The organism is Pirellulaceae bacterium, from assembly GCA_019636385.1.
Taxonomy (GTDB): domain Bacteria; phylum Planctomycetota; class Planctomycetia; order Pirellulales; family Pirellulaceae; genus Aureliella.
The window spans coordinates 1,217,208-1,230,098 of sequence record JAHBXT010000001.1 but is presented as its reverse complement, the minus strand read 5'-3'; the positions used below and the strand labels follow the sequence as shown (position 1 = coordinate 1,230,098).

The following is a 12,891-nucleotide window of genomic DNA, read 5'->3' as shown; positions in this document are numbered from 1 at the left end:
TCGATGAGACAGCTTGAGAACGTGTGCCAGCTTGGCATACTTGCCATAGTGTCATCTTCGGAATACACCCGCACCTTCGTGCAGGTTAGTTCGCTTGGGTGCTACAACCGCTACCTTCAGTAACATTCGGCGAATTTCGTAATCGACTTAGTGTGTCGATCGCAGACTTGCCTGACCGACATGCTGAAAATGCCGGAACGGGGCCAGCGATTCGCCTAGTAGAGCGCAACGCGAATCGGATCCGTGCCAGTGGCCGGAATGGGCACCTAAACCGCCAAAGTGAGTAGTTTTGACTGGAATTTGAGGGTGTTGGGAGTTCCCGACTTGCACGACGGCCGGGGTTTGAAGCACAATGGTGGCTTATTGGGTCAGAAGATCCAATCCCTCCTGTCTCCCTCCCGCCTTAATTCATAACTCCAGCCGAAAGCGCTGCCATGCTCACCATTTTTGGGAAGTCTGGTCGTTATTGCGATGGCGTGTCACGTCGCAGCTTTCTGACCATCGGTGGATTGTCGCTCGGTGCGTTTGGTTTGCCAAGTCTAAGTCTACCGGGATTGTTGCGAGCCGAATCGCAATCGCCGGGCTCCGGCAGATTAGGCCACAAGGCGGTTATCAATGTGTTCTTAGCCGGTGGCCCGCCTCACCAAGATATGTGGGAGATTAAGACGGATGCCCCCAGCGAGATACGCGGCGAGTTTCGTCCGATTCCAACCAACGTAACCGGCATACAAATCTGCGAGGTCTTTCCGAAACTGGCTGGCATGATGGACAAGGCGGCCATCATTCGTTCGGTAGTGGGTCTTAAGGATCGCCATGACTCGTTCCAATGTATGAGCGGCTGGTTGAGCAACGACTTACGCGCTATCGGCGGGCGACCGTGCGTCGGTTCAGCGATTACCAAACTGCAAGGGCCGGTCGATCCCGCCGTGCCTACGTTTGTAGGCTTGGCTGGCAAGACGCAGCATGGACCCTGGAGCGATCCGGGCGTGGCTGGTTTTCTGGGACCAAGTTATTCGGCGTTTCGCCCGGACGGCCCTGGCATGGACAACATGCGGCTGAACGATATCACCCTGGAGCGATTGCAGGATCGTCGGCAACTGCTGACCAGTTTAGATCGCCTGCGCCGTGATATTGATGGCAGCGGGACAATCGAAGGTATGGACGTTTTTGGCCAACGAGCGTTGGACGTTCTTACCAGTAGTAAACTGCTCGATGCGCTGGACCTGTCCAAGGAGGATCCACGGATCGTCGAGCGATACGGCGATGGCAAGCCTTACAAATATCAATACGATGGAGCGCCAACCTGCAACGATCATCTATTGATTGCTCGACGCTTAGTCGAAGCTGGCGCGCGCTGCGTTAGCTTGAGCTATGGTCGCTGGGATAGCCACGGTCAGAATTTTGATTTGGTTCGCGATCACGGACCCAAGTTAGATCAATGCTTGAGTGCACTGGTCGAAGACTTAGACAGCCGGGGTTTGCTCAACGACGTAACCGTGATCGTTTGGGGTGAATTTGGCCGGACTCCCAAGATCAACGCTTCGGCGGGCCGCGATCACTGGGCACCGGTAAGTTGTGCTTGGATTGCAGGCGGTGGCGTGCGCAGCGGACAAGCGATTGGGGCCACCAATCGGCTGGGTGAATACGCAGAAGAGCGACCAGTGGATGTACAGGAGATACTGGCTACTCTATACCACAATCTAGGTATCGATACCGCTACCACCACGCTGACCGATCCCACCGGACGACCGCAGTACTTGGTAGAAGCCAATCCGGTAGCGGAATTAATCTGATGATGCGTCTGTATATTGCACTATTGACTGTTCTGGGTTTGGCGGCCTCGTTGGCTGCAGGCGAATTGAGTTTTACGTTGCCCGAGCACGCGACCTCAGTACAGCTCAAGGGTCAGGATGCTCGTTGGCAATTGCTAGTTTCCAGTTGCGACCAGCAGGGGCAATGGACGGATGTTACACACCATGCAAAGTACAGCATTCAGCCGCCCATCGCGGAGGTGGACGCCTATGGCTACTTGAGACCGCTGGAAAATGGCCAAGCTCAAATTGTTGCCGAGCTGTCCGGACAGCGCTGTGAGGTATCCTTGAGCGTCAGCGGAATGGAGTCGCTCCAGCCGGTAGATTTTCACCATCAGGTCGTGCCGATATTTACCAAACTGGGATGCAACGGCGGAGGTTGTCATGGCAAAGCCGCTGGTCAGGCTGGTTTCAAGCTCTCGCTACTGGGATTTGAAGCCCAAGACGACTACGACCGGTTGGTGTTAGAATCTCGTGGAAGACGAGTCTTCCCGGCGATGCCCGATCAAAGTTTATTATTGCTGAAGGCGACGGGGGCCGCCCCACATGGTGGTGGTCAGCGTATGGAGGTCGATTCGCACGAGTACCGAGTGCTGCGGCGGTGGATCGCCAGCGGTATGCCGTTGGGTGATGGCCAGCAGCGCATGGTGACGCGGATTGAGGTACTGCCGGCGTCACGACAATTGTCTCGACGCCTAAGCCAGCAACTGGCGGTAATTGCAACCTATTCAGATGACAGCCACGAAGATATTACGCGAACAGCACAATTTGATTCCAACAACACCGACCTGGCCAACGTCGACGAGCGAGGTTGGGTTCAGTTGGGTGATCAAGCCGGCGATGTCGCCATCATGGCTCGTTATCAGGGTCAAGTCGCCGTGTTTCGAGCCAGTGTACCTCTGGGTGTCCCGACTGAAGAATTTCCCCCAACTCGCAACTTGGTCGATCAAGCGGTGTTTGCCAAGCTGCAGACGTTGGGAATTCCCCCCAGTCCGCTCTGCGATGATTCGACCTTTGTTCGCCGAGCGACTCTGGATATCGCTGGTCGTTTGCCGACGCCTGAAGAGTCGCAGCAGTACCTTGCGTCGAGCGATGCCGACAAAGCAGAGCGCTTAGTTGATCGACTGTTGGACAGCCAGGATTACGCGAATTACTTTGCTCGCAAGTGGATTCTGATCCTGCGCAATCGCCGCGATTCTCCAGGCCATCAGCTCGGATCGTTCGCATTCCATGGCTGGCTGCGCGACAGTTTTCTGAATAACAAGCCTTACGATCATTTGGTGCGCGAATTGCTAACCGCTTCTGGGTCGGTGCAAACGCATCCGCCCTTGGTTTGGTGGCGTGAGGTGTCCGATACCGAATCGCGCGTTGAAGATGTGGCACAACTGTTTCTCGGCCAGCGCTTGCAATGTGCGCGCTGTCACCATCATCCCTTCGAGAAGTGGAGCCAGTCAGACTACTATCAGATGTCGGCCTTCTTCTCGACCGTCGCCAAAAAGGAAGGTGCTTCGCCGGACAATCCGGTGTTTGTATCGAGAGTCGCCTCTGCGATAGCCAAACATCCCAAGACGGGACAAGAGCTGTCCCCACGCGGCTTGGACGCTCCGACAATATCCATTCCCCCCAGTCAAGACCCACGCCAGCAGTTGGTTGACTGGATGGTAGACCCATCAAATCCATTCTTCGCGCGCTCGCTAGTCAATCGCTACTGGAAGCATTTCTTGGGCAGCGGCTTGGTCGAGCCTGAAGATGATATGCGCGTCACCAATCCACCCAGTAACTCAGAACTGTTGGAAGCCTTGTCGCAGCAGTTTGTCGCCAGCGGATTTGATCTGAAGAATTTGATACGCACAATTTGTACTTCCAGCGTTTATCGACTCAGTTCCGAGGCCAACGACCACAATTTGCGTGATTCGGGTAGTTACTCGCGTTACTACCCCAAGCGACTATCGGCCGAGGTCATGTTGGACGCCATAGACCAGACAGTCATGACAGTCACCGCCTTCGATGGTATGCCTAATGGTTCTCGAGCTGTTGAGCTGCCCGATACTGGATTTGCATCCTATTTCTTGGATGTCTTTGGCCGCCCCGCGGGTTCCACAGCCTGCGAATGCGAACGCATGAACGAAGCCAGTTTGGCGCAGAGTCTGCACCTACTGAACTCCAAAGAGGTCCAGGCTAAATTGACCAATGATGCGGGTCGAGCCGCAGCGATCAGCGCTAGTTCTCAGCCGTTAGACGAATTGATCCATCAACTTTACATGGCAGCTTTCAGCCGTCCGGCCAACGAAGCCGAGTTGCAAACAGCAGCCGAGTATGTGAATCGGCGTGCTGAATCCAGGCGTCAAGCCTTTGAGGACTTGGTGTGGGCGGTCATCAACAGTAAAGAGTTTTTGTTTAATCACTAAGCCGTCGGCGGATCCTAGTTTACAGTAGTCGCCTGACCGTGAATGGGCTATTTGCACGCTCTCTAGCGAGAGCTGCTACCCGACAAGCCCTCCGAATTCTAGTTCGAGTTAGTATTTCAGCATGATGAATCCGCGCCTCAGCATTCAGTATTCTGTGCGACTTGCGGCGTTGGCCTGCGTTTGGGGGCTTGCCAGTCGAGAGTTCGCTGTGGGGCAACTGCCACTTCCCGAACTCCATGTGTTATCCAGGCAGGCCGTGCAGGTTGGAGCGTCCGTCGAGCTAGCACCGACTGGCATTCGTTTGGATGAAGCGGTGCAACTGATCATAACTGATTTTAGCGGCCAGCCGGTGCCGGCCACGATCGCACCTAGACGCATGCCTCCCCTGCCCTTGCAAGAAGATGAGGAAACCACGGGCAGTTTTGATGTCACCATCGACCAGTCGGCTGCGGCGGGGCTAGTGGAAGTTCGATCGCTCGGCAGATTTGGCATCAGCAATCCGCGCTCCATACTGCTTAGTCAGCGACCTGTACAATTGTTGGCAGCTGGGCATGATTCGCCCGCCACCGCTGTTTCACTGCCGGTTGCGACCTTAATCAATCATCATACCTTCCCACGCGCGGCTAATTATTATCGTTGCCAGCTGCCGCCCGGGCACAGATTGCGCTGTGTGGCCTACAGTGGACAAGTCGACTCGCAGGCACTTCTCAATATGAGGTTGCTGGATAATGGTGGGCGCACCTTGGCAAGCTCACGGGCCATTCAGTGGTGGCCTGCTGAGCTGGAATGGCACAATGCAGGAGCAGAAGCGATAGATGTAGTAGTTGAAGTTCGCGATGAGTTGTATCGTGGGGGAGCTGGTTTTGGGTACTTGTTGGAAGCACAGACCGACGGTCAGGCAGATGGCGAAGCCTCACCGCCCTTGTACTTGGATACGTTGCTGCGTCCAAGTCTTGAAGCTCCGTTGAAGGCTGAAAGATTCTGGCAAGCGTCCGGCATCGCTTTCCTACATTCATCAGGAATTGACTGGGATCAGTTACCATCGCATGTTGTTGAGCAGTTCCCAATTCGCGTACGAGGAGACCTAAGTCAGCCACGAGAAGTTCAATTGGTCGCTACACAGGGGCAGCAACTGGCCTTTGATATAGCTTCTAGCAAGCTGGATCAATTGACCGATCCTGCGCTGATGATTTTCAAGAAGTCCGATGGCGACGAGGGGCAAACTGCGCCGCCGTTGGTCGAGCAGGACGACGCTGGCTATGTGGGAACGCCGGAGTTGCGGATTCGTCAGACAGACCCGCACTTGGTGTGGACTGCGCCCGAGTCAGCAACGTATCGCGTGCGTATCGTCGATCGACAGAGTGGCCACAGGCCCCACGACGCGTTGGGCTTTTTGATGGAAATTCGGCCGCCCCAACCAAGCTTTGAATTGATGGCCTATCCGGTATTTCCTACGAACAACCCCGCTGGAGCTCGGCCCGCTGGCAGTGCACTGCAGCGCGACGGAGCCGTGCAAATCCACGTCACCATCTTGCGACGCGATGGATGGGATGGACCGATTGAATTGCAGGCCGAGGGTTTACCCAACCACTGTCAATGCGATCCGGTGATCGTTCCCAGCGGAGCCAGCGAAGCTGATTTGTCTGTTCGCGGTGCTCAGGAACTGCCTTCGGGAATGTGGGTGATTTCGATTGTTGGTCACGCGCAGCAGGGAGAAGAAACGCTGATTCGTCGCGCCGTGGCGAGTACGGTAATGACAGCTGCGTCGCCGATATTCAATGCAGTGATATCGCGCCGCACCGATGCTCTACGCCTAGTAGCCAACCAGGTCGATCAAGCTCCGCTGTCGATTCAGGCCGGCGATGGCAGCGTGCTAGAGGTACCGGTAGGTGGAAAGGTAGCGCTGCCGGTTAAGTTAATTCGTCAGACGGGAGCGGCTGCGGAGTGTACTCTGCGCCCTCAATCAATGCCGCCAAACATCACCCTGGGTGAATTCAAAATCGCCGCCGACCAATCCGAGGCTAGCCCAGAATTGACCGTAGCTGGCAACGCGGCAGTCGGGCAATATACGCTGTGGTTGCAAGCTGAAACGAAAGTCAAGTGGAGTGCCAACCCACAAGCAGTTGCTCGCAAAGAATCGCATCTTGCGCGACTACAGCAAGCCCTGCAGAGCGATACCAGTACTGCTGAAGTGCGCCAGCAACTTGAATCGGCGGTCAGCACGTTAACTGCAAAAATCGAAGAGTTAAAGAAGCAGGCAGCCGAGCAGGAATATACGTATTGGCCACCATCCAATGCTGTGCGAATTCGCGTCGTAGCTACTACTAATCCATAAGAGTTCGGTGCGTTTGCTTCAAGTTTCGCAGACTTGTCCCGAGGGTTATCGGCTCTTGGCTCCACCATCAACATGCTGACTTTATTCACCTGGACTTCGGGTCGCTATCCGAGTTTCTAAAGTCCGATCAAGGTTCGCTAGAGCCCAATCTGCATGAGCGGGCGGTCGCATCATCTGCGGGGCTACCCGGCAGGTCGGCGGTTGCCCTTCCTGGAGTCAACTGCGTTCAGCGGGAAGCCTCGGTTTTTAAGGTGTTTTTGATGATTCTCGCAGCCGGATACAGCCACTCATGGTCCCGCATGGCCGCACTTTGTCGGTCGTTTGAATTAAAATGAAGACTTGTCCAGTTCAGTCCCTCCTTTCGTCGAGTTCATCTGATGTACGTCTTTCTGCAAAGCGTTAAGAGTTGTCGAAATTGTCTGGTGGCTGTATGCATGTGTTGGCTAGCGCAGGTCGAATTGTGCATGAGTCAAGACTCTGTAGAGTCAACGCAAGACCCCGTTCAGCCTCCCACAGTTTCCTCGCCGATCGTTGATTTTGGAAAAGATATCGCACCGCTGTTGGTAAAGAATTGCGTTGCCTGTCACAACGAAAAGAAGGCCGAAGGTGGATTGAACTTACAGTCGCATGACACGTTGATGAAGGGTGGTGATAGCGGAGCGGCCGTCACGGCAGGTGATCTATCCAATAGTCAATTGGTCAGCCGCCTAGTGGATCCCGACAGTCCGATGCCGCCGGACGATAATTCGGTAGGTGCCCAGAGGTTTACTGAAGCGGAAGTCACGCTGGTTCGATCGTGGATTGAGTCGGGGGCAGCGCCGCCGCAACAAATGCAAACTGCTGATTTGAAGTGGCAGCCCATTCCGGCAACGGTGCATCCAGTAAACGCGCTGGCAGCGTCGACAGATGGCAACTACGTTGCCCTGGGACGAGGCAACCAGGCTTTTGTGTTGCGACAGGTTGCGGCCTCAAGTCTGGAGCATGCTTTCGCACTAGTCGACCCTGCCGTTGCCGGAACGCTCCATGCAAACTACTCGAACTCATCCAGTGCCAAGGCCGCAACCATCGCCAGCCAGATTTCCCCGGCAGCGCATTTGGACTTAGTACAGTCGGTTGCATTCAGTCCCGACAGCGAGCGCATTGCGACAGGCGGATACCGTTCGGTCAAGATCTGGCGTCGCAATTTGCAGCCCATCGGTCAGCTGCCAACGGGTGTTAACCTGACATTAGAAAAATCGGTTACCGCCATATCACCTTCGGGGCGCTGGCTGGCGTTGGCGACTCCCGAGAATCCGCTGGAGGTCGTCGATTTGCAGGCAGCCCAATCGCAGCGTTTCTTGCGCGCGTTGCCGGAATCGGTTTCAGCTCTGGTGTGGTTGGATGACGAACGGTTGGTGGCCTGTGATACCGCTGGCACCTACGCTCTGTTTCAAACCGGTTGGACCAAGTGGCAAGTCTTGACCAGTCAGACCTCTCCGGCGGCCACAGAGTTGACACGACTCGGAAATGAAAAGCTGCTGGGCATCGCCAGCGAAGGTCGCTTGTTGCAGTTGTCCATTGACAGCGCAGCGCTGACAGTCGCTGGCCAATACGTAGATGGGTTCGATCAGGTGCAGTCGTTGGCAGCCTCTGCAAATTATGAATTGCCAATGGCAGTTGGCTTGGCCAGCGGCATCGTCCGCATCGTTCAAACCAGCGACTATGCGGTCTTGCGAGAAATCACCACGGCTGGTCCTGTGCAGCGGTTGGCGATGGGCCCGGATGGTGCAACCGTCGCCAGCTCAACGGGGCAGGCTCCAGCTCAGCTTTGGCGTGTACAAGACGGTACTCCTGTGGCAACTTTGGATCGCGACTACCAATTCAGCCAACTTGTTGCGGTTGCCCAGCGTAATCAAACTCGGCAGCAAGGATTGCTCGAACGACTGAACAATCAATTGGGTGAATTGAAAAAGGCAACCGAGGCTGAGCAGGCCTCGTTGGCCAAGGTACAGGAGGTTCGCGAACAGGCAGCTCAGGAGCTGGCCGCTAAAGAAGCCGAACAGCAAGCTGCCGATCAAGCGGTTCAAGCTGGCATGCAGGCGGTGACCGAAGCCGAGCAAGCTTTGGCTGAGGCTATGAAATTGCTGGAGACTCGCAAAACAGAATTGGAAACTAAACACAAGGCGGTGGCTGAGGCAAATGCGAAACGGCAAGCGGCGTTATCAGCTCTAGCCAGTCGTGACCAAGCGTTAGCGACGGCCCAAGACGCAGCGTCTCGCGCCGCCGCACGAGTGCCGGAAATCGAAGGCATCATTCATGCTGAACAACAGCGATTGGAAGGTCTACAACAAGCGTCGCAGTCACTTGCTGCAGATCCGGCCGCCAAACATCAAGCTGTTCGACTCGCCTTTGACACCGACGGATCAAGGGTGGTCGTTGCCGACGAAAAGGGCTTCTTACATTTTTACTCAACGGTCGACGGCAACACCGAAGCTAAATTGAAAGTGCCTGCTGCCGTGGTGCACATGGCAACCACCACTGCCGGAAATTTGGTCAGTTTGACGGGGGGGGGTGTCGTCCAGCAATGGCAGCTTGATCTGCCCTGGCAACTCGAACGAACCATCGGCGATTCGACCAGCGACTTGTTGAGCGATCGCATCAGCGCACTGGACTTCAGCCCAGACGGCGGATCGTTGGCCATCGGCAGTGGCCCGGCGAGCCGATTTGGAGAAGTCAAAATTGTCGATTGTCAGACGGGCGAGGTGAGTCGCGATTTAGGTCAAATACATAGTGATTCCGTCTTGGCATTGCGATATTCGCCAAACGGCCGACAGTTGGCCAGCGGAGGTGCCGACAAGATATGTCGTGTCGTCGATCTGGAGACTGGTCAAGTGGTGCGCACTCTAGAAGGACATACGCACCATGTGTTGACGCTGGCATGGAAAGATGATGGCGTCACTCTGGCCACCGGCAGCGCCGATCAGTCGGTGAAGCTGTGGAATATTGAAACAGGTACGCAGATCCGCACAATTGGCGGATTCAAGAAGGAAGTTACCGCTGTCGTGTTCGTCGGTCAAACACATCAGTTGGCCGCGGTAGATGCAAGTGGTGTGGTGCAATTGTTAGATGCCAATTCAGGTAAACAAATTCGCGCCTTCCCTGGTGCGGATGGCCCCGTCTTGGCGCTGGGCGTTGGAGCCGATGGCAAAGTACTGTATGCGGGTGGTTGGTCAGGCAATTATTGGATTTGGCAGATTGAAGATGCCAAACGACTAAACTGAAGTTCGTGTAGCTTGAACCAGTTGCTAGGTCCAAAGCGGCCCTCGCCCGCTGGCTTGGAAAGCGTGTTTGTAGTGCTTAAGTTTGGGCTGTCCCGCTGAACCGCCCTGCCACACGATGGAGATCACATCGAATCGTGCAGGTTGATTCAGTAGCTTGTGTCGTTTCAAATAGGTTAACGCGGTCCGAGTAATTTTGTCCTGCTTGCTCTGGGTGACAGCCTGTGACGGATCGCCGTCACGGTCGCTCCTCCAGGTTTTGACTTCGACAAATACTATGTACTGACCGTCGACAGCAATGATGTCGATTTCGCCCAGCTTCTGTCGATGCCCACGAGCTACAATGCGGTAGCCTATGCCTTTGAGATAATCAGCGGCCACTTGTTCGCCGGCGGTACCCAGATCCTTTTGTCCAGCAAGAACATTGGGATCAGAGTTGGGAGAGCACCAAAAAAGTAAGCCGCTGGATCGAATCCAGCGGCCCAGTCGTTGAATGCCGACGAACATCGTGAAGTGCCGTTCAATGCCAGGCGATCAGCTGCGGCGCTCTTCCAATCGAGTCGCTTTGCCGCTGCGATCGCGCATGTAATACAGCTTGGCGCGGCGTACGACGCTCTTGCGCTTGACTTCAATCTTGTCGATCTTGGGCGAATGCAGCGGGAACTTGCGTTCGACCCCTTCACCGGCCACTATTCGGCGAACGACAAACATTTCCCGTGTTCCGCTACCACTGCGAGCAATGACGAGCCCACTAAATATCTGAATCCGCTCTTTGTTGCCTTCCAGAATTTTGGTGTGTACATCCACGGTATCACCAATATCAAATTCTGCCACTTCGGCCTTCATCGAGGCCTTTTCAACCAGTTCCATTACCTTCTGACTCATCGCAAACTCGCTCTCAACCTAAAACTGATTATCAATCACACATGCTCTTTTAACCCCGGAGTCACACTCTAGCGAGCGTAGCTGCAGTTTGCCCCATGAGCACTGGCCGGCAAAATTACGTTCTTCTTCCCGGCCGGGACTCACCATGGTGGCGAAAATTCGGGCTTTTGGCTAGGTCAAATCGAATCCGCTAGCGAACAAGCTGGACTCTTAGCGGTCAGCCATACCATTCGCGCACCAAGCCACTCTTGTGGGTGGTGCGGTGTTTTGGGGTATGTTCTTAAAAATCGATGCGGATCGCGCGTCGAATCGACGCTATTAACCGGTGAGCTTTGCAGGCAGGTAATGAAGCTTGCTGCACCAGCACCCAGACTAAGGATTGGGGTACTACTTCGATTTATTTCACCGCGATCGGAGCCGCTCGCCCGGCGGCTCACCCCGATTCTTAGTCTGGTTGTTGCTGCGGCTAACAGTGTGCTGCTTTCAAAGCTGGCCGGCACGGTTCCATCCGGTAGGGTTACCTGGGTGTCGGTCGTTGGCCGTGAGATTTCGGAAAACCAAGACTGGATTCTTCGGCGAATCTGGCTGAGTTGTGACGGTCGCGATCAGTGTTAGAATGCTCACGCTGAATTGAGCCCTGTCAACTTGGGTTGTCGAGCTGCGTGGCTGGTGCAACCTGATTGCTCCTAGCGATGTGACATTGCCTGAAAGAAAGTTCAGTGAAGGCCGCCTTTATTCTAGAGACGGGTTCTCCCGACAAGATTCAGTACGCTGATTTGCCTGAACCGGAGATAGGTGACGGACAGGTTTTGGTCCGTGTTGGGGCGATGTCGGTCAACCCCATTGATACCTACATTCGTGGCGGTGCCAATTATTGGGAGCTGCCTCGACCGTACATTGTCGGCTGCGATTTAGCAGGTACGGTTGTGCAGGTCAGTCCCGATGTGAAGGGATTTCAGCCCGGTGATCGAGTCTGGGGTAGCAATCAAGGACTGCTGGGGCGTCAGGGCTGTTTTAGCGAATTGGCGGCCATCGACGCGCACTGGCTGTACCCCACTCCCAACGGCATCAGCGACACTACTGCAGCGGCCTGTGCTTTAGTAGGCATTACGGCGCACCTCGGCTTGGTGCAACGAGCGCAGCTAAAGGTTGGCGAGACGCTGTTTATTCGTGGCGGGGCCGGTGGCGTTGGTTCGATGGTCGTGCAGATGGCCAAGGCCATGGGGGCCCGTGTGATTGCGACGGCTGGCGGGCCACATAAGGCAGAGCTCTGCCGACGGTTGGGAGCAGATCATGTGATCGACTATCGCTCGCAAGATATCGCTAAAACGCTCATGGAACTGGCTCCACAGGGTGTCAATGTTTTCTGGGAGACGCTCCGCGATCCTGATTTTGACTTGGCCGTTCAGTGTATGGCCCAAGAGGCGCGCATGGTCTTGATGGCTGGTCGTACAGCCAGACCAGCGTTTCCTGTTGGACCGTTCTATGTCAAAGGCTGCACGTTGGTTGGATTCGCGATGTTCAACGCGACACACCACCAACAGCGGCTTTGTGCCCAAGATATCAATCATTGGCTGACTAATCAAAACCTCACACCACTGGTGGATCGCGTTATGCCGTTGAGTCAAACTGCCGAGGCGCATCGACTACAGCAAGCGCATACTGTGGACCAGTGTAGTTCTTTGACAGGAAAGTTGGTCTTACAACCTGATGCCGTTTTGGGAACGCACTCAGTAGTCGCCTAGCATCATGAAAAACAACATCACTGGGGCAGCTTTTGTTCGAGGACTGATAGGCATCGCGGTCGGAGCCGTTGGTGGATATTTTGCCTACGTTTGGCTGCTTCAATATGGCTTGTACGCGCTGGCGGTACCCGGTGCGCTGATGGGACTGGCGTGTGGCTTTCTTTCCAAATGCTATAGTCCGAAGTTAGGGTTCATCGCTGCTCTAGCCGCAGTTCCGGTCAGTATTTACTGTGAATGGACGCAATTTCCATTTACCCAAGACGGCAGCTTGGGCTACTTCGTCAGCAACCTGGCGCAACTCAAGGGTGGTACTTGGATCATGGGATTGGTGGGGGTATTCTTTTCATTCTGGTTTGGCTTGGGGCATCCACCAGAAAAAGTGGGCTTGCGCTGAATGGGTGTGAGCAAGCGACTCAGCCAACCCTGCATAAGAACACCCAGCAAGTGAAC

Annotated in this window: 8 protein-coding genes; 6 read left to right on the top strand and 2 right to left on the bottom strand. The window is 55.0% G+C overall.

Annotated features, from left to right (window positions below):
- The first annotated feature begins 434 nt into the window (after window positions 1-434).
- The 4 genes from KF752_04725 to KF752_04710 all read left to right on the top strand — a co-directional run bounded on the left by KF752_04725 (window position 435) and on the right by KF752_04710 (window position 9,814).
- On the top strand, window positions 435-1,793 hold the full coding sequence (locus tag KF752_04725) for a DUF1501 domain-containing protein (protein MBX3420843.1): 1,359 nt from the start codon (window positions 435-437) through the stop codon (window positions 1,791-1,793).
- Entirely contained in the window at window positions 1,793-4,219 is a 2,427-nt protein-coding gene (locus KF752_04720) for a DUF1549 domain-containing protein (protein MBX3420842.1), read from the top strand. The genes KF752_04725 and KF752_04720 overlap by 1 nt, the downstream gene beginning before the upstream one ends.
- A gap of 121 nt (window positions 4,220-4,340) precedes the next feature.
- Window positions 4,341-6,554 carry a hypothetical protein gene (locus KF752_04715; protein MBX3420841.1) on the top strand — a complete coding sequence of 738 codons (2,214 nt, stop codon included), beginning with the start codon at window positions 4,341-4,343 and terminating at the stop codon, window positions 6,552-6,554.
- A gap of 464 nt (window positions 6,555-7,018) precedes the next feature.
- The gene (locus KF752_04710) at window positions 7,019-9,814 is read left to right on the top strand and encodes a hypothetical protein (GenBank protein MBX3420840.1); all 2,796 of its coding nucleotides are present in this window, start codon (window positions 7,019-7,021) and stop codon (window positions 9,812-9,814) included.
- Window positions 9,815-9,838: 24 nt separating this feature from the next.
- Here the strand turns inward: KF752_04710 and KF752_04705 are convergent, their stop codons facing one another.
- Both KF752_04705 and rplS read right to left on the bottom strand, forming a co-directional pair.
- A complete protein-coding gene (locus KF752_04705) occupies window positions 9,839-10,318 on the bottom strand; it encodes a YraN family protein (protein ID MBX3420839.1) in 480 nt (159 codons plus the stop codon).
- 27 nt (window positions 10,319-10,345) lie between these two features.
- Window positions 10,346-10,696 (bottom strand): 50S ribosomal protein L19, encoded by a 351-nt coding sequence (gene rplS, locus KF752_04700; protein ID MBX3420838.1) that lies wholly within the window; start codon window positions 10,694-10,696, stop codon window positions 10,346-10,348.
- Window positions 10,697-11,415: 719 nt separating this feature from the next.
- On the opposite strand from rplS, the gene KF752_04695 reads away from it, so the two are divergent.
- Both KF752_04695 and KF752_04690 read left to right on the top strand, forming a co-directional pair.
- Complete coding sequence (locus KF752_04695; protein ID MBX3420837.1) at window positions 11,416-12,441, top strand: NADPH:quinone reductase; 1,026 nt, start codon at window positions 11,416-11,418, stop codon at window positions 12,439-12,441.
- 4 nt (window positions 12,442-12,445) lie between these two features.
- Complete coding sequence (locus KF752_04690; GenBank protein MBX3420836.1) at window positions 12,446-12,835, top strand: hypothetical protein; 390 nt, start codon at window positions 12,446-12,448, stop codon at window positions 12,833-12,835.
- Window positions 12,836-12,891: the final 56 nt, after the last annotated feature.

Excerpts from the sequence above, each read along its gene's own strand:
- KF752_04725 (MBX3420843.1), top strand. The coding sequence starts at position 435 with ATGCTCACCATTTTTGGGAAGTCTGGTCGTTATTGCGATGGCGTGTCA.
- KF752_04720 (MBX3420842.1), top strand. The coding sequence starts at position 1,793 with ATGATGCGTCTGTATATTGCACTATTGACTGTTCTGGGTTTGGCGGCC.
- KF752_04715 (MBX3420841.1), top strand. The coding sequence starts at position 4,341 with ATGATGAATCCGCGCCTCAGCATTCAGTATTCTGTGCGACTTGCGGCG.
- KF752_04710 (MBX3420840.1), top strand. The coding sequence starts at position 7,019 with ATGAGTCAAGACTCTGTAGAGTCAACGCAAGACCCCGTTCAGCCTCCC.
- KF752_04705 (MBX3420839.1), bottom strand. The coding sequence starts at position 10,318 with ATGTTCGTCGGCATTCAACGACTGGGCCGCTGGATTCGATCCAGCGGC.
- rplS (MBX3420838.1), bottom strand. The coding sequence starts at position 10,696 with ATGAGTCAGAAGGTAATGGAACTGGTTGAAAAGGCCTCGATGAAGGCC.
- KF752_04690 (MBX3420836.1), top strand. The coding sequence starts at position 12,446 with ATGAAAAACAACATCACTGGGGCAGCTTTTGTTCGAGGACTGATAGGC.